This window comes from Orbus hercynius (genome assembly GCF_003634275.1).
Classification (GTDB): Bacteria; Pseudomonadota; Gammaproteobacteria; order Enterobacterales; family Orbaceae; genus Orbus; species Orbus hercynius.
Genome location: NZ_RBWY01000001.1, coordinates 215,791 through 233,936, shown reverse-complemented (window position 1 = coordinate 233,936; position 18,146 = coordinate 215,791). Strand labels below are relative to the sequence as shown.

At 40.8% G+C, this 18,146-nt stretch carries 15 protein-coding genes; 5 read left to right on the top strand and 10 right to left on the bottom strand.

Annotated elements, in window-relative coordinates:
- Window positions 1-35 precede the first annotated feature (35 nt).
- The 5 genes from mukB to DES39_RS01150 form a co-directional block, all read right to left on the bottom strand.
- A complete protein-coding gene (gene mukB / locus DES39_RS01170; protein ID WP_121143944.1) occupies window positions 36-4,442 on the bottom strand; it encodes a chromosome partition protein MukB in 4,407 nt (1,468 codons plus the stop codon).
- Window positions 4,443-4,444: 2 nt separating this feature from the next.
- Window positions 4,445-5,167 (bottom strand): chromosome partition protein MukE, encoded by a 723-nt coding sequence (mukE, locus tag DES39_RS01165; RefSeq protein ID WP_121144745.1) that lies wholly within the window; start codon window positions 5,165-5,167, stop codon window positions 4,445-4,447.
- A 43-nt stretch (window positions 5,168-5,210) separates the two neighbouring features.
- Window positions 5,211-6,533, bottom strand: a complete 1,323-nt coding sequence (mukF, locus tag DES39_RS01160) for a chromosome partition protein MukF (RefSeq protein WP_121143943.1) — start codon at window positions 6,531-6,533, stop codon at window positions 5,211-5,213.
- Window positions 6,534-6,845: 312 nt separating this feature from the next.
- Window positions 6,846-7,766, bottom strand: coding sequence for a ribonuclease Z (gene rnz / locus DES39_RS01155; protein ID WP_121143942.1), 921 nt, complete (start codon window positions 7,764-7,766; stop codon window positions 6,846-6,848).
- A 13-nt stretch (window positions 7,767-7,779) separates the two neighbouring features.
- Window positions 7,780-8,007, bottom strand: a complete 228-nt coding sequence (locus DES39_RS01150; RefSeq protein WP_121143941.1) for a YccJ family protein — start codon at window positions 8,005-8,007, stop codon at window positions 7,780-7,782.
- Between the two features lie 120 nt (window positions 8,008-8,127).
- Here DES39_RS01150 and yaaA point away from each other — a divergent pair, with 120 nt between their 5' ends.
- The 3 genes from yaaA (at window position 8,128) to map (ending at window position 10,880) form a co-directional block, all read left to right on the top strand.
- On the top strand, window positions 8,128-8,925 hold the full coding sequence (gene yaaA, locus DES39_RS01145) for a peroxide stress protein YaaA (protein ID WP_121143940.1): 798 nt from the start codon (window positions 8,128-8,130) through the stop codon (window positions 8,923-8,925).
- Window positions 8,926-8,949: 24 nt separating this feature from the next.
- Window positions 8,950-9,906 carry an AEC family transporter gene (locus DES39_RS01140; RefSeq protein ID WP_121143939.1) on the top strand — a complete coding sequence of 319 codons (957 nt, stop codon included), beginning with the start codon at window positions 8,950-8,952 and terminating at the stop codon, window positions 9,904-9,906.
- A 182-nt stretch (window positions 9,907-10,088) separates the two neighbouring features.
- On the top strand, window positions 10,089-10,880 hold the full coding sequence (map, locus tag DES39_RS01135; protein ID WP_121143938.1) for a type I methionyl aminopeptidase: 792 nt from the start codon (window positions 10,089-10,091) through the stop codon (window positions 10,878-10,880).
- A 114-nt stretch (window positions 10,881-10,994) separates the two neighbouring features.
- Here the strand turns inward: map and DES39_RS01130 are convergent, their stop codons facing one another.
- A complete protein-coding gene (locus DES39_RS01130) occupies window positions 10,995-11,864 on the bottom strand; it encodes a thioredoxin family protein (RefSeq protein WP_121143937.1) in 870 nt (289 codons plus the stop codon).
- Window positions 11,865-11,900: 36 nt separating this feature from the next.
- Window positions 11,901-12,671: an SDR family oxidoreductase gene (locus tag DES39_RS01125; protein ID WP_281271046.1), complete on the bottom strand. Its 771-nt coding sequence runs from the start codon at window positions 12,669-12,671 to the stop codon at window positions 11,901-11,903.
- A gap of 221 nt (window positions 12,672-12,892) precedes the next feature.
- On the opposite strand from DES39_RS01125, the gene DES39_RS01120 reads away from it, so the two are divergent.
- A complete protein-coding gene (locus tag DES39_RS01120; protein ID WP_121143935.1) occupies window positions 12,893-13,585 on the top strand; it encodes a 5'-methylthioadenosine/adenosylhomocysteine nucleosidase in 693 nt (230 codons plus the stop codon).
- Between the two features lie 16 nt (window positions 13,586-13,601).
- The gene (locus DES39_RS01115) at window positions 13,602-14,252 is read left to right on the top strand and encodes a TRIC cation channel family protein (RefSeq protein WP_121143934.1); all 651 of its coding nucleotides are present in this window, start codon (window positions 13,602-13,604) and stop codon (window positions 14,250-14,252) included.
- On the opposite strand, the gene plsY is transcribed toward DES39_RS01115, so the two are convergent.
- The 3 genes from plsY to DES39_RS01100 all read right to left on the bottom strand — a co-directional run bounded on the left by plsY (window position 14,246) and on the right by DES39_RS01100 (window position 18,063).
- A complete protein-coding gene (gene plsY / locus DES39_RS01110; protein WP_281271045.1) occupies window positions 14,246-14,839 on the bottom strand; it encodes a glycerol-3-phosphate 1-O-acyltransferase PlsY in 594 nt (197 codons plus the stop codon). The genes DES39_RS01115 and plsY overlap by 7 nt on opposite strands.
- Window positions 14,840-14,861: 22 nt before the next feature.
- Window positions 14,862-17,693, bottom strand: a complete 2,832-nt coding sequence (gene uvrA / locus DES39_RS01105) for an excinuclease ABC subunit UvrA (protein ID WP_121144744.1) — start codon at window positions 17,691-17,693, stop codon at window positions 14,862-14,864.
- 169 nt (window positions 17,694-17,862) lie between these two features.
- Entirely contained in the window at window positions 17,863-18,063 is a 201-nt protein-coding gene (locus DES39_RS01100; protein WP_121143932.1) for an alternative ribosome-rescue factor A, read from the bottom strand.
- Between the last annotated feature and the right edge of the window lie 83 nt (window positions 18,064-18,146).

The following is an 18,146-nucleotide window of genomic DNA, read 5'->3' as shown; positions in this document are numbered from 1 at the left end:
GTTTTTTATTTCACTAACGCAAAGATAACCCCCTGCTAAGCAAATCCTTTTAAGCCAACAACATGAACGAATTCATTATTATTGACCACTTTTCGCACAAGCTTATAGGTGGTGCCTTTCTCTGGGCTAATGTTTTCTGGCGCTGCAATAATGAGCTGCATCGCTAACTTGTCACACAGTTCAAATAATGTCGCAATCGATTTGGCATCCAAACGAGCCGCCTCATCAAGGAATAGTAATCGACATGGCACAATATCTTTACTGCGTAGACGTTTTGACTCTTCTTCCCAGCTTTGGATAACCATTAATAAAATAGACATCCCGGTACCAATTGCTTCACCAGTCGATAATGCACCACTTTCCGCTCTCAGCCAGCCATCTGCGCCACGATTAACCTCAACATCGAGTTCTAGATAATTACGGTAATCTAACAGCTCTTCACCGATAGTTTGCGCAGTACGTTGGCCGGTATCAATATGTGGATTAAGTCGTTGATACAATTTAGCTAATGCTTCCGAAAAGGTAATCCGGTTATTATCAAATAGATCTTGATATTCATCATGTTGTTCAGCAAGCGCACTTAATAACGTCGCATGCGCTTGACGAATGTTAACATTTAAACGTACGCCGTTAACCTGACCAAATGCAACCGACTGTAAGCCCTGATTTAGCATACGAATACGATTTTGCTCACGTTGGATGGTTTTACGAATAATATTTGCCACGCTTTTCGAGCTAATAGCCAATTGCTGTTCACGCGAGGTCAGTTCTTCGGTTAACCGAGATAATTCAATTTCCATTTGCTCAATTGCTTCAATTGGATCATCAGTCTTAACAATATCTTGCCTAATACGTTCACGTAAATGGTGATAAACCGCAATATAAAATTGAATCTTACGCTCAGGTCGTTTTGGATCTTCAGACAAACGTAACACGTCGCGTAAATGCTCATTATCGGCAACCGCAAGTCGTAAAGACCCTAACGCTTTATCCGACATCGAACGTAGTTCATCAGCATTTAAATAAGCAAGCTCGCGGCGGTGTAAACGGCGTTCCACTCGATTATCTTTCACCAAGCGCAGCACCAAGCACCAACCCACTTTAGCTTGTACCACTTGTTCGCGCAGGGTTTGGTAGTCTTTTTCGACTTGACGCAATCTCTTTTGTAACTGCGTCATTTCGTTTTCACACATCACTAATTGTTTTTCTAATGAAGTGCAAATTTGTCGGTTTTGGTTTACTTTCTGATGCATTTCATCACGACGTAACCGTGCGCGCTCTTCGGTTATGGCGTCAGCTTTAACGCCGATTTGCTCAAGCTCTTTTTTCAAATCACTGAGCATATCGCGTTTTGTTTCAAATGCACTTTTGAGTGAAGCAAATGTTTGGTTATACTGATTATACTGTTCTTGGTATTGACGCATTTTAGCGCGTGCTTCCGTACGAGCTTTTTCAACACTATCAAGTCGCTTACGTAACTTATCATTAAGATCGGAATTATCACCCACCATCGCTTGTGAATCAGTATAGCTAAAGTGCGCACGCCGCTGTAACACTTCCGTTAAGGCAAAAACTTTTTGCTTCACTTCCCGTTGTTTTAACTTAATGTCATGATACTGCTGCTGTAAACTCTCATTTTGCTCAGGATCACTTTGCAACACCGCAACAAGGGGTTCAAGCTCTGTAATCACTTTTTGGTTTTTATTGACATAATTTGCCGCATCTTGTGCCCAGTGAAGCTGCTCACGCAGTTCATCAACCCGATCAGCTAAATCATCATCGGCTAGTAAATGTAAATGTGCAGTTAATTTATTGAGTAAGGTTAATTGCTCTTTTAACTCATTAACCTGTTGCTGGTTTTGCTTATCAACCATTTGCTGGGAATTGAGTGCGCGCTCAATTTCATTACGTCTTACCGACAGTTTTTGGCTTTCTGCTTCTGGATCTATCTCAAAAGCAATCCCTAAGTATTGACCGATAAATTGACTAAAATTTTGCTCAATGCGTTGGACTTTTTGCAAATCAAACGATAAGTTAGCATAACGTTCATGCAGCTCATCACGTTCATGAGTAAGCTTGTCAAGATGCTTCTCGCGGGCGGCGCGGCCAAATAATGGCACTTGTGGAAAACGCGAATAACGCCACTGCCGATCACCGGCTTTAACTAACACCGCATTCGTCAGTTCTTCACTTTCAAATACACTATCATCAAATGATGATGGATCCCCTTCGATAAAATAGAGATCATCTGGGCAGTCTTCTAAATGATCTAACTGCGCTTTCACCAATGATAAATCAGGAACCACAATTGCTTGTCTCGATGGACCATACAGTGCCGAGAAGAACGGCGCATCATCAATGGTGACATCTTCGTAAATTTCCGATAACAAGACACCATTAAATCGCTCGGCCAATGTACTTAAACGGCTATCATCAGCGCCGTTTGGCTGATTCAACTGCGTGATTAATTCATCGAGCTTATCACGCCGGCCAACCACGCGATCGCGTTCAACCGTATACTGACGTTCTTGCTCAAGTAACTTTTGCATATATTCAGTCACTTGCTGACTTGAGCTTAGTGGCGCATCCACTTGCTCGCATAGAGCGATAAGGGCATCTTGCGCTTTTAACCAACTCGGGGCTTTTTGCCTATAATCAGTAATTTTATGCTCAATCTGCTCAAGTTCTTGCCTAATCGCGATGCGTTTTTCACTCGATTCACTCGCCATCGCCGCATTTTCATCAAGCGTTGCCTCTAAGGTTTGTTTGAGTTCATCAAGTTCATCATACTCGACTTTACGGCCAAGACGTTTGCAAAATTGATTGAGTAATTCTTGCGCTTCTTTTTGCTCAAAGAAACGCTGTTCAAGTTCATCAAGTTGTAATTGTATTTGATTAACACGCTGTGCTTGGTAGCTCTGTGATGGCCATGCTTTTAATGCATCGCGTGCAGCTTGCCAGGCATCACTACGCGTTACCTCACCAACTAATTTAACCACCAGTTGATATGCTCGCTCAAATTGATTCACCGCAGCATCAGCAACGCTCAATTTTTGCTCAAGTTGTAGCACCGTCTCCGTGATTTCAGCTTCTCTTTCCGCAAAAATTGCCAGATGATCATCGGCCTCATCGGCGTTTAATGTCGGCAGTTGACATAATTTTTTAGCATTTTCAAGTGCTTGCAAAGCTTGCTGATATTGAATCGCACGCGTTTGCTGTACATCAAGTGCTTGTTGGTAATCAGCAAGTTGGGTTTTAATCTCATCCACTTCTTGCTCAGTTGACTCTGCATGCTCTTGATAGGTTAAATACTGCTCATTAGCTTGCTCAACAATCTCAGCTTGCTCAGTCAGTTTTTCATTGAGTTCATCAATATCAATTTGGTAATGATCAATTTTTTCTTGCTGCCTAAATGCTGTTTGAACCAGATTCAAATGATCATTAGCCGACTGATAATCCATTTCTAATCCAGCTTGTGCTTCGCTGTTTTCTTGTAGCTCTTTTGCCATCTCAATATGGCGATATTGATTATCGACTAACTGCTGTTTGATCTTAAACAAATCACGACGCAGGCCTAATACGGATTCAATATGCACACGTCTTTCATTCGAATGGCGCATGTAATCGGACGCCACATAATTAGTTGACTCAGTAATTAAATGCTTAAATAAATCACGATCAGATTGAGTAACACGAATCGCTTCAAGCGTCATGCGGTTTTCGCGTAATGCGGCTTCCATATCCTGAAATGCCTTACGCACGCCACTGTTTTCCGGTAGTAAATAATCGCGCAAAGAACGCGTAATCGCACTTGAAATCCCGCCGTATAATGACGCTTCAATTAAACGATAATATTTACTCCGATCAGAGGATGAACGTAAACGTTTTGGCAACACACCAAAATCAAACATTACCGAATGGTAATCACTAATTGAGTTAAATTGTTTAAAAACAACGCCATCTAAGCTTTCAAGCTTATCTTTCAGCTCAGCTAAAGATAAGATACGTGCTTGACGATCATTCAAACGCTCAGTAACGAGATCAGTTGGCGCAATACTGTTTTCAACGCCCTGAATAATAAACGGCTTAATATCGACTTTTTTATCGCGACCGGCAATTTGCTGTAATCGCACCCCACAAATAATCCGTTGATTACGCGAATTAATGACATCAAGTAATGAATAACAGGTGCCGGGGCGAAGCTTACCGTGTAAACCTTTATCACGAGAACCACCCGTTGCGCCGGCTTCGGTGGTATTTCTAAAATGTAGTAAAGTTAAATCGGGAATCAAGGCGGTAACAAATGCCGCCATCGTGGTTGATTTACCGGCACCATTACCACCTGATAATGTTGTCACCAGTGCATCAAGCTCAAAAGTACGAGCAAAAAAACCGTTCCAGTTAACTAGGGTTAATGAGTGAAATTTTCCGTGACTTATCATAACTATTCCTCTATCTCCTCATTAACATCATTATCTTCACTGTCGGCTAACGATAATGCTGATTCAACACTCATCGCCTCACCATCACGAATTAAACGCAGTTGTGCTTCTTGCATATCATCGCTACTTCGAACGTCAGCACCAAAACGAAAAATGGCTTCATTAATGCGAAACTTACTGCTGTCGTTACCGATTAGGAAAAACACCATACCCAAACGGCGTAAACGATTTAAAGACGTTTTCACTTTATCATACAGCTTTTGCTTATCTAAATCCGACCCCGTTGAGCGCTGATTAACTAGCTTGAGCAGCTTGTTTTCATCGGCTAAAGACATCAATTCTTCATGCAGATCTTGCAAGGTAAAAATACCTTCGTGTGCCAATCGCTCTGGGCTCAGGTACAAATAACACAGAACCTTACCAACTAGCATGTCGAGTTCAGATAAAACTGAACGCGGAATAAAGGTAGTTGAACGCGGACGTAAGTAGAAAAAACCTTCCGGTGCACGAATCAGCTCAACATTATAACGACCATAAAATTGTTCAAGTTCACGCTGATAATCCATTAAAAACGCATGATTATCCAGCTCATCTAAACCGATATGGCGCCCACTACGTAGTAGGCTATCAAGTTCAGGAAAAAGAGGGTTGGCAATTGCCTGCGCCAGCTTAACTGGCATATATTTGTCTAACGCTGCTTGAGATGCGCCAGCAATACGATCCATTACATCGTTAAGTGCCGAACTATTCTCAAGTTCAAAATCGTTTTCAGTATGAATTGATGACATGTGCTTGTACCTTAGCTCCATAATCGTTAATTGGTTGCCATTGAGCCGGTATGCCAGCCAAATCAGCATCAGCAATTCCTAGACGAATCGCTTGATCAATAAATAAACGTGCCACATCAAAATGTTGTTCACGAGGGAATTGTGCTAAATAGCTGCGAATTGATGTTCCCATATCCAGCGGACGTTTGTGCTCTTTAAATACCCGCAGATTTTGTTCAATATGGGCAATAATGTGTGCTTGAATCTGTTCAATATCCTCAAATTCGAGTTCAGCGGGTAATTCGCCTGTCACATCGGTGTCATGCAGTGCCAACTCTTCATCGCGCATATCAAGTAAACGCTCGGCATTCGCAAAAGTGAGTGTCCAAGGTAAATCAAAATAGGTTTGGATAGACCGCCGTAAACGCTGAGAGAAAACGCGGTTTTTATCTAAATCAATCGCCGTTCGAATAAACTTATGAACATGACGGTCATAACCAATCCACAGATCAATTGTTTGCTGACCCCAACCCATAATGCGATCAAGTTTAGTCTGTAAATCAATCACCACATTACTCACTTTATCAAGCGAAGGATCATTAATCGTCGCTTCTTGAATCAAGAGTAAACTGGCTTGTAATTTGTCACCAGCGGCTTCAAGGGTATCTTGCAATTCACGCAGTGCACCGGACGTTTCAGATAATAGCCCTTCACAGCTGGTAATCGCTGACTGCCAATCTTGGCTTAATAGCGCAGCAATATTTTGCTTAACCTCGGTTTGCTGCTCATCCATAATACGCTGCGTCATATCAATGCTATCAAATATTTCAGCAACAGAATATTTCAGTGGCGCAAACACATTACGGTGCCAATGTAACTCATCACCGCCTTCAATAGCAGCATCCGCCGCGCGTTTTAGCTCTTGCGCTACAATCGAGAGCTGAATTGAGAGACGTAACGATGAAAATTCGCGTTGACGAATATAATAATCGGTAATGCCAATACCAAGAGGTGTTAAACGATAGATTGCCAGACCATCGGTCATTTCGCTAGTAAATCGGTTAATCAGCCGTTGACGGACTAAATCATTAATTGCGTTATTGGCTCTAACAGCAATCGTATCCTGACTTTGTGCAAAAATTTTACTGACATGACGAAAAGCGTCAACCAACTCCGCTTCACTCATTTCACCATCAAAGCGTTCACCATTTAAGGCCGCAACAGCGAGCAAAAATGCCAACCGTTCTGATGGTAACGAAATAGAGAAATCATTCTTTTTTGCCCAAGCGACCAGTTCTGGCACTGATTGGGAAAAATCAGTCATAGTTATCCTTTCCAATACGAATCAATATAATTTCGAATTTATCGTGTGCCCATCATGTTTATTTTAGTTATCGTTTTACGCATTACGGGTATAAAATCGACATTATCCACACAGCCCTAAACACAACATATAGTGCGACAGAGCAAAATATTGTCGATTATATAACAAATTACCGTAAAATTGTATTGTTATTATTGAGGATTATTTGCAGGGGATTAGGCGCCATTCATGCGTACAAATAGTGCGGGGATAAAAAGCAGCGAGTGAGCTTTAACGGGTCGCATAATGACCATTATTCTCACTCGAACTGCCTTATTCAATCTCGACTTGATAAAAATCGGTCGCAATTTCACTGTTGGCAAAAACTTGCCGGCATTGTGCGATAATTGATGGGTTATCAGTTAAACGGTATCGAGGACTAATGTGCGTAATAATCAGTTTTTTAGCCTGACTTTGTCGGGCAATATTGGCGGCTTCAATCGTAGTCGAATGCCCACGCGAGTTAGCTTTGTCTTGTAACTCATGTTTTTGAGTTGCTTCATGGACTAACACATCAACCTCATGAGCCAGTTCAATCGCGGCATCACAGGGAATGGTATCACCTAAAATAGCCAGTTTGCGACCAAGCTTCACCTCACCCCAATATGCTTTACCATCAATCACTCGTCCATCGTCAAGTGTCACGGTCTTGCCCCGTTTAAGGTCGGCATAGTAAGTGCCGGCCTCAATGCCCTGTTGACTGAGTTTCGCTACATCAAGCTTATTGCTAACATCATGCTCAACAATACGGTAACCAAAGCAAGGCACCCGATGGCTAAGGGCGGCACAATTGACGCGAAATTGCCCATCGTCAAATAAAACCATCGGCTGTTCAATCTCAATAATCTCAAGTGGATAAGTGAGCCAGGAAGAACTAATATTTATCACCGTGTCAATAAACTGCTTAATGCCTTTTGGCCCATAAAGCGTCATCGGTGACATATTTTGCATTAGGGAACGGGTGGTTAAAACGCCCGGCAAACCAAAAAGATGATCACCATGTAAATGGGTAATAAAAATTTTTTCAAGTTTGGCTAAACTGATTTTTGCCTTCATCATTTGATGCTGAGTAGCCTCTCCGCAATCAAATAACCATATCGCATTACGCTCTTTGATCAAATCTAATGCCAATGCTGATACATTACGCTCGCTGGTGACTGTACCGGCACTGGTACCGAGGAAAATTAATTTCATTGCCGCAGTTCAATTATACGTTTTTACGTTCAATCATCTGCTCGCCCCAAAATAATTGATCAGCCTCGGTTTTAGCAAAAGCAAGCGGTAAAACTTCATCACTGCCCTCTTGCCAAATTTTCTCAGCTAACGCTTCATCATGCTTGGCTAATTCAAAAATAGCCTCAGCAATTTCAATTGAAGTTTGACGTAAAGAAGCCCATGCTTTGATTTGGTGTAGCTCTTTTTTAGTTGAATTCATCGTATTTCTCCTTATTTAAGTTAGCTTACGTTTTAAATAATACTCTTAAAATCAAAATTTACGAGGTAGAATAGTGCTAATTTACATCTTATTTTCTTTTCAATACCATAGGAAAAAATCATGCTTACGGTTCTTTCTCCAGCCAAAAAATTAGATTATCAAACGTCAGTCAAAACGAGTGACTATACTCAGCCAGAACTCCTCAGCCATTCGGCAGAACTGATTCCTTCGTGCCAATCCCTTAGTGCGCAAGAGATCGGCAGTTTAATGAAAATCAGCCCAAAATTAGCTGAAACCAACTATCAGCGTTTTCAAGACTGGCAACTCCCTTTCACTCCGCAAAATGCGCGCCAAGCTATTTTTGCGTTTAATGGTGAAGTGTATGAAGGCTTACACGTTAAAGATTTCAGCCATGATGATCTTACCTTTGCTCAGCACCACTTACGTATTTTATCAGGATTATACGGCGTGCTTAAACCACTCGATTTGATGCAGCCCTACCGCTTAGAAATGGGGACTAAACTCAAAAATGGCCATAATAGTAATTTGTATCAGTTCTGGGGAGATACCATTACCGAAGTGCTAAACCAAACGCTAGCTCAGCACTCACATCAAGACTTAATCAACCTAGCTTCTCATGAATACTTTAAATCCGTAAATCTTAAAAAGCTGCAAGGTAATCTTATTAGCCCAGTATTCCTTGATGAGCATAAAGGCGATTATAAAATTATCGGCTTTTACGCTAAACGAGCACGAGGATTAATGAGCCGCTATATTATTAAGCATCAATTAGACAAAGCTCACGATATCCAATCATTTAATTTAGCGGGCTACCAATTTGATGCGATGCGCTCAACGGATGTCGAATGGGTCTTTACACGCAGCGAGCAACAAGCTGAACACCACAAAAATCACTAAAATAAATTATAACAAGCAATAGGCATGAAAATGGGCTTTTTACCAACATTGTGGTTTCAGTTTCTCTCTACTCTGCCATTATTTATCTTAATTCTGCTGGGTTTTTTATTGATTAAGCGACTAAAATGGCCAAAAACGGTTACCGATAGCTTAACAAAATTTACTTTTTCAGTGGCGATTCCCATTATGTTGTTTCATATCATGAGCCACTTCTCTGAGCAGCCTAGCGCGGATTACCGCCTACTATTCGCCTTTTTTGGCGGTACCTTGTTGGTCTTTATTTTAGGGCGGATCATTGCCGCGAAATGTTTCAAATTAGATGGCGCATCAGGTACCATGTTTGCAATGGGCGGTATATACAGCAATAATGTTTTTGTTGGTCTACCGATTGTACGCGCATTACTCGGTGATGAGGCAGTCCCCAGTGTGGCACTCGTTGTCGTTTTTAGCGCATTAATTTTGTGGACGCTGGCAACGATCTCGATTGAATTTGCGCAAATCGGTAAATTCTCATCGAGCGGCATCAAAAAAGCGATTCAAGGTGTATTTAAAAACCCAGTGATTCTTGGCATATTAGCCGGCCTTATCGTTAACTATAGCCGTGTACCACTGCCACAATTTGTCAATAAATCAACACAAATGGTCGGTGATATGGCCGCACCCCTATCGCTGATCGTGCTAGGGATGGGCCTTGCTGAATATAAAATTCGCGAAGGCTTAAAAGTCAGTTCGCTAATCTGCGTCTTAAAACTGGCTATTTTACCGTTAGTTATTTATGGTATAGCAAGACTACTGAATTTACCAACTCTCGAAACCTATGTTGTTGTGCTATTAGGCTCCATGTCGATTGCCATTAACTGCTATATTATGTCCAGACAGTTTAACTTACTACAACCCGAAATTGCCTCAAGTCTATTGGTTTCAACTGTGTTATCCTCATTTACCACACCATTGATTTTAGCGATTTTGACGCATATCTAATATCGGCGCCATAGGTGCCCGATATCAAAAGAACCGGAACACAGATTCCTTAGTACATCACTTTATTTAGTCTCAATCAATAAACACCATTAATACTTTATGAAGTAATCTTGGGAAGCAATTTATCCGTTAAAAGAACTATGATAGAATGATAACTATTTACAGATTTAGGGAAAAATAACATGACAATTAGGCTTAAAACACAAGAAGAAATCGAAAAAATGCGCATTGCCGGTAAATTAGCCGCCGACGTGCTTGAGATGATTGCTCCCTATGTCAAACCAGGCATCTCGACGGGTGAATTAGATAAAATTTGTTATGATTTTATTATCAACGAACAAAAAGCCATTCCGGCTAACATCGGTTACCACGGTTATCAACATACTAGCTGCATCTCGATTAATGACGTGGTATGTCACGGCATTCCAAGTTTTGATAAAAAACTCAAAGAGGGCGATATTCTTAATATTGATGTGACTGTGATTAAAGATGGTTACCATGGCGATACGTCACAAATGTATATTGCAGGCAAACCAACGGTTGCAGGTCAACGACTGTGTGACGTCACTCAGCAAAGCCTTTATGAAGCGATTAAAATTGTTAAACCGGGTCTGCGCTTACGTGAAATTGGTAGAACGATTCAAAAATATGCTGAATCATTTGGTTTCTCAAGTGTACGTGAATATTGCGGTCACGGTATTGGCGAAGTGTATCATGATGAACCACAAGTGCTACACTATGATTCAGATGATAATGGTGTTATTTTACAAGCGGGCATGACATTCACCATTGAGCCGATGATCAATACCGGTGATTGGCGCACACGTACTATGAAAGACGGCTGGACAGTTAAAACCAAAGATCGCGGGCTATCTGCGCAATATGAACATACCATTTTAGTGACAGAAACTGGCGTTGAGATCTTAACGCTGCGCTCTAATGAAGATTTACCCCGTATCATTGCGCATAAATAAAACTCAACCATAGATAGTTAACAAATAGGGGAATATGATATTCCCCTATTTGTTAACTTCATAGTCATCGCACAATATTCAATCAATATCAACAACGCTTAAACATCGCGGAAATTAATACAATAACGTATACAGCTTACGACGATAACTAGCCGCAACTGGATTGCTTGTGCCTAAGGCCGCTAACATGTCTAGCAGGGCTTTTTTGGCTTGACCATCGCCCGCATTTAAATCTTTGGTTAATGGCTTAAATATCAGCGCTAATGCTTCTTCATGACGCCCCACTTGCATCAATTGGGATGATAATTGGATCATCAGCTCAATATTATCTGGATCATTATTCAGCGCGACTTGTAAATGCTGAATTTCAGGTGAATTAGCCGCTTGCTCGAGCAATTCAATTTCGGCATTGAGGCCATGATAAGTCGAATCTTGATCCTGTAATGGAATGGTTGCTAAGCATGATTTTGCCTCATCAAGCAGTTTGAGCTCGATTTGCGCTTTAGCCACTAAAAAAGCAATATCGCTACGTGGTTTACCTAAATGATCCTTTAAATTCTGCCAAGCTTGTTTTAATAATGGTAGTGCTTGCTCATATTGTTCATCAGCGATCAATTGCTGGGCGTCTTGCAGCTTAAGTTCATCTTCATTAGGTAGCACTTTATCTAATAAGGCTTTAATCGCCTCCTCAGGTTGCGGCCCTTGAAACCCATCAACCGGCTGGCCGTTTTGAAATAAATACACGGTCGGAATAGCACGTAAACCAAATTGCCCTGCTAACATTTGTTGCTCGTCACAGTTCAATTTTGCCAGAATAAACTTACCTTGATACGCTTGAGCCATGTTCTCAAGTGTGTCTGTCAACGCCTGACATTGTGGGCTGCGCTCAGACCAAAAATAAAACATCACTGGAACTGTAGCTGATTGTTGCAGTATCTGCTGAATATTTTGTTCATTTATATCAACGATAAACGCGTTTTGCATAACATATCCTATTTTTTAAATGCTTAATTAAACAGTTTACTTACTCATTAAAATTTTATCCATTAGTTTATCCGGTAGCAAGCGTTTACCCATCGCAGCTAACTGAGTAACGACAGTCACCCGATAACGTACTTTCGGGGATTTACTCTCTAAGGCATGATACAGCTTAGGTAAGACAGCCTCTGGCGGCAAAGTGAATTTTTTCGCGATGGGTGGATTTTTAACAAGGTGATCTTTTTCAGTCTGCTCAACATTAGCCGAAAATTTGGTTGTCAAAGGGCCGGGCTCAATCAAACACACTTTAATATTGGTTTTCGCCAGCTCAAGTCGCAAAACATCAGACCAAGATTCGAGTGCATATTTACTTGCACTATAAGCACCACGACCTGGCGTTGCAATAATGCCAACAATCGAACTCATTTGAATAATGCGACCTTCGCCCTGCGCTATCATGGCAGGCAAAAGTAACTGGGTTAGCTGGTGAATCGCAAAAAAATTGGTCGAAAATTGTGCTTCCATTTGCGCCCGACTAATACTTGCTAATTTGCCATACACGCCAAAGCCCGCATTATTAAATAATGCATAGAGCTTACCGCCGGTTAATGCTAAGACTTGCTCGGCGGCCTGATTCACTGAATTGGGATCATCTAAGTCTAATAATACCGTTTCAAATCCTTGTGCAATTAGCTGCTGCGCATCATCAGCTTTGCGACATGATGCAATCACGCGATAACCTCTTTGCTTAAGTGCGGTTGCGGCCAATAAACCGACCCCACTTGAGCAACCCGTGATAAATATTGATTTCACCTTAAACTCCAATTGTTGCTTGATAGCATAGTTATACTCAAAATCGACTAATATGCAAGTAAAAGACCACATTTTAAACGACTTAATTTCTCCTCATGAATTAAATAAAATTGGCAGTATTATATTGTAATCACTAGTTATACCACTTATTATACTCAGCATAATTTAGTGATTATGATTGTATCACTAATCGATCAATTTACTGTTTTGAGCTCAATATTATGAAAATTGCCATTATTGCTGCAATGGAAGAAGAAGTTGCCATTTTAAAAAGTAAAATCATCAATTGCCATGTTGAAAATATCTTGGGATTTGATTTTTATCTGGGACAAATTGAAGGCTGTGATGTGGTATTGCTACAGTCAGGAATTGGTAAAGTTGCCGCGGCAACCGGTACCACCTTATTATTGAGCCGATTTGAGGTTAGCGCCGTGATTAATACTGGTTCAGCCGGTGGCCTCGACCCACGCCTGAAAATTGGTGATATCGTTGTCTCAAATAGCACAATCTATCATGATGTTGACCTAACGCCGTTTGGTTATCAGCCAGGCCAAATGGCAGGATGCCCAATTACCTTTAATGCCGATATCTCTTTAAAAAGCCTTGCCAAAGAGGTCATTGCCGAGCAAAACATCAACGCTGTTGAAGGTGTGATTACCAGTGGAGATGCATTCATTAACGGTGAAAATGCGCTAACTCATATTAAAACAAAATTTCCTGATGCTATTGCGGTTGAAATGGAAGCAACCGCTATCGCCCATGTTTGCTGGCTATTTAGTATACCATTTATTGTCGTTCGGGCTATCTCTGATAATGGTGATAAAAAATCCGCTATTAGTTTTGAAGAGTTTTTACCATTATCCGCCAAGCAGTCATCCCTTATTGTTGAATCGATGTTAAAACAACTTAAATAATCATGTTGGGTTAGCGATGAACTACATATTTTGGTGTGACATTTTAGGCACAATCGTGTTTGCCATTTCAGGTGTACTACTTGCATCTAAAAAAGAGATGGATCCTATTGGAGCCTTGGTGCTAGGGGTTATCACTGCCATTGGCGGTGGTACAATTCGTGATATTATTCTTAATCACGGACCCATTTTTTGGATCACCGACTCAACCGACCTGTGGGTTGCAATTATCGCCTCATTACTGTCGATGTTGTTCATTCGCTATTCATCCACGTCGAAATATCCAAAATGGCTCATGCCAATACTTGATGCAATTGGTCTTGCAGTCTTCGTTGGCATCGGTGTCAATAAAGCGATCGCATCGGAAGTTAATGGACTGGTGATGACGTGTATGGGTGTATTAACTGGAGTGGGTGGCGGTATTTTACGCGACGTGCTTGCCCGTGATATACCGATGGTGTTTCGCACAGATATTTATGCAACGGCCTGCTTAATTGGTGGTGCGGTGCATGTTTCAGCTTATTTATACGGCAATTTATCACTTGATATTGCCACACTACTAGGCATTATTGTGACACTCAGTATCCGCTTACTCGCCATCTACTGGCATTTAAAATTACCGATTGTTGAAGCAAAAAAAAACTGTTCAATACCCACTCATCATCAATGAGTTTTTTTTCGAAATGTCTTTGGTTCTTCACCTTTAAGCAAACGCTGAATATTGCTATGATGACGAACCAAAATTAAACACGATAACATAGCAACCGGCATCGTCAGTTCTGGCCGTATAAACCACACATATAGCGGTGCTAACAAAAATGTGACAATTGCACCAACCGAGGCATATCCAGTCAAACCAACAGAAATGAGCCAGGTCACAATAAGTAGTCCAGAAAAATCCAGACCAATCATCACAATTGCCCCTAAAGCAGTAGCCACGCCTTTACCGCCATGGAAATGAAAAAAACAAGGAAAGATGTGGCCTAGACAAGCTGCAATCGCAATCATGCCTAAAAAGAAAGGAGAAACACCAAACCGATAAGAAAAATAGACCGGCAACAGTCCTTTGGCCATATCAAAAAACAAGACAGCTAATGCCGGAAGCCGCCCATTAACCCGCAACATATTCGTTGCACCTGGATTATGTGAGCCATGTTCACTTGGATTTGGCAAGTGCAGCATTTTACTTAAAATGACCGCACCTGACAATGAGCCGCATAAATATGCGACTATTAACATGATAAAAATCAGCAGCAAATGATTTCCCTTACATTTTTAGCTATTTTTTCTCTAGTATAGGTTTTAAATAGATGCCTGTATATGAATGTTTGCATTTAATAACATCTTCAGGCGTGCCTTCAGCAATAATTTCACCGCCACCACTTCCCCCTTCAGGGCCAAGATCAACAATCCAATCAGCTGTTTTAACCACATCTAAATTATGTTCAATAACAACTACCGTATTACCTCGATCACGTAATAGGTGCAGTTGATTGAGTAGCTGCTTAACATCGGCAAAATGTAAACCCGTTGTCGGCTCATCCAGAATATAGAGCGTTTTCCCCGTATCGCGTTTAGACAATTCCTTAGCTAATTTAACACGTTGGGCTTCACCGCCAGATAGCGTAGTCGCGGATTGACCGATGGTGATATAAGATAAACCAACATCGATCAATGTCTGTAAGCGACGAGCAATCATCGGCACGGCATCAAAAAACTCCCGGCCTTCTTCAACAGTCATATTTAATACTTGGTTAATGGCTTTACCCTTGTATTTAATATCCAACGTTTCTCGATTATAACGTTGACCATGACACTGATCACAAGGCACATAAATATCAGGTAAAAAGTGCATTTCAACCTTGATTAAACCGTCGCCCTGGCAAGCCTCGCAGCGGCCACCTTTAACATTAAAACTAAAGCGACCTGGCGTATAGCCACGCGCTCGTGCTTCCGGCACACCGGCGTATAATTCCCGAATCGAGGTGAAAAATCCTGTATAAGTTGCCGGGTTTGAGCGTGGCGTTCGTCCAATAGGGCTTTGGTCAATTGCAATGACTTTATCAAAATGTTCAAGTCCTTTAATCGCTTTATAAGGTGCTATGTCGCTCTTTTCAGCGCGGTTAAGTTCATTTTGCGCCAGTGGATAAAGCGTATCATTAATCAACGTTGATTTACCTGAACCAGACACCCCAGTGATACAGGTAAATAATCCAACCGGAATATTTAAAGTAACATTTTTTAAATTATTACCGGTTGCACCAATCAAGGATAATAATCTTTTCTTATCCATTTTAGTTCGCTGTGCAGGAATTTCAATTTTCTCTTTACCCGATAAATATCGCCCTGTTAAAGAGTCTTTATTGTTCATGACTTCTGCAGGGGTCCCCTGTGCAATAATCTCACCGCCGTGCACGCCAGCACCAGGTCCGATATCAATTAGGTAATCAGCGGCTAAAATCGCTTCTTCATCATGTTCCACCACAATCACGCTATTGCCAAGATCACGTAAATGCGTCAAAGTATCAATCAGCTTAGCGTTATCGCGTTGATGCAGCCCAATTGAGGGCTCATCTAAAACATACATCACTCCAACTAAGCCCGCGCCAATTTGGCTCGCTAAGCGAATACGCTGCGCTTCACCGCCTGATAAGGTTTCGGCTGAACGAGATAACGTCAAATAATTCAAACCAACATTGATTAAAAATTGTAGCCGTTCATTAATCTCTTTTAAGATTTTTTCAGCAATTTTTGCTCTCTGACCAGTTAACTCTAATGAACCAAAAAACGCTTTCGCATTATAGACACTTAATTCGCTAATCGCAGGCAAATTAGTTTCATTGATAAATACATTACGCGCTTCAAGACGTAATCTTGAACCATGACAAGTTGGACAAGCTCGATTACTAATATATTTAGCCAATTCTTCACGTATCGTTGACGAATCAGTCTCTTTATAGCGGCGGCTGAGATTGTTTAAAATTCCTTCAAATGGATGAGTTCGCTTAACAGAGTCGCCACGGTCATTGGTATAGACAAAAACGATCTCATCATCACCAGAACCATGTAATATAATATTTTTAACCTGCTCAGGTAGCTGTTCAAAAGGTAAATCAATATCAAATTGATAATGTTCGGCTAACGATTTTAACATCTGAAAATAATAAAAGTTACGTCGATCCCAGCCTTTTACTGCGCCCGCTGCGAGCGAAACATCGGGCATTTGCACAATGCGCTTTTCATCGAAATATTGCTGCACGCCTAGCCCATCACAGTCCGGACAAGCCCCTGCGGGGTTATTGAATGAAAACAATCTTGGTTCAAGTTCAGATAAACTATAACCACAAATCGGACAAGCAAAATTAGCTGAAAACAGAATTTCTTCACTTGATGCATCATCCAGATTGGCAATTTTAATAATACCGTTTGTAATAGATAGTGCGGTTTCAATTGATTCGGCTAATCTTAATTTCAAATCATCGCGAATACGAAAACGATCAACAACAACCTCGATAGTATGTTTCTTTTGCAGTTCCAATATTGGTGGATCTGATAAATCATAGATATCACCATCGACACGAACACGGATATATCCACTTGCTGACAACTGTTCAAATAGCTTAACAAATTCACCTTTTCGCTCAGTGACAACAGGTGCTAGCAACATATATCGATGCTCTGTTGGCAACGCCATAATTGAGTCAACCATTTGTGACACAGTTTGAGCCGCTAGCGGTAAATGATGAGTCGGACAACGAGGCTCACCAATACGAGCATAAAGTAGACGCAAATAATCATATATTTCAGTAATCGTACCGACCGTCGATCGCGGATTATGTGAGGTAGATTTTTGCTCGATTGAAATCGCTGGAGATAACCCTTCAATGTGATCAACATCAGGCTTTTCCATCAAGGATAAAAATTGACGAGCATAAGCAGATAGTGATTCAACATAACGTCTTTGTCCTTCAGCATAGAGGGTATCAAATGCCAGCGATGACTTACCAGAACCAGAAATACCCGTAATCACAACCAATTTATCACGTGGGATAGTCACATTAATATTTTTGAGGTTATGTGTGCGTGCGCCACGAATTTCTATATCTTTAATTGCCATGTCTATCTTCTCAATTGATTTTAAAATCAACAATTTTGGGTAATTCCCCAACAATAAACTGTATATTATATCAGTATTTTAAACGTAAATATATAACTAACTATGAAATGGAAGAATAGGATCGAATACAATATGCAGCGTGATCGGTATTATGAGATAAGGATCAAAAAGCAGATAAAAACAGACTGTATAATCTATTTTTAACTGCGCCCTGATCGTATTGTTTACTATGTTTTACTTTACGGATATAGCTACCTTTACCTTTTAGATTTTTTTCAATGCGTTGTTTAAATAGCGGATCACGTATTAATGCAGCTAATGCATTATCAACAATCCTCCCTTTTTGATGTTGATATTTAGTCATAAAACTCTCCTTTTTTAAAAACACCTTATTGTAACATACCACTTAAAATCTTGCTTATTTTAAGAGTTTATTTTACTCTACCC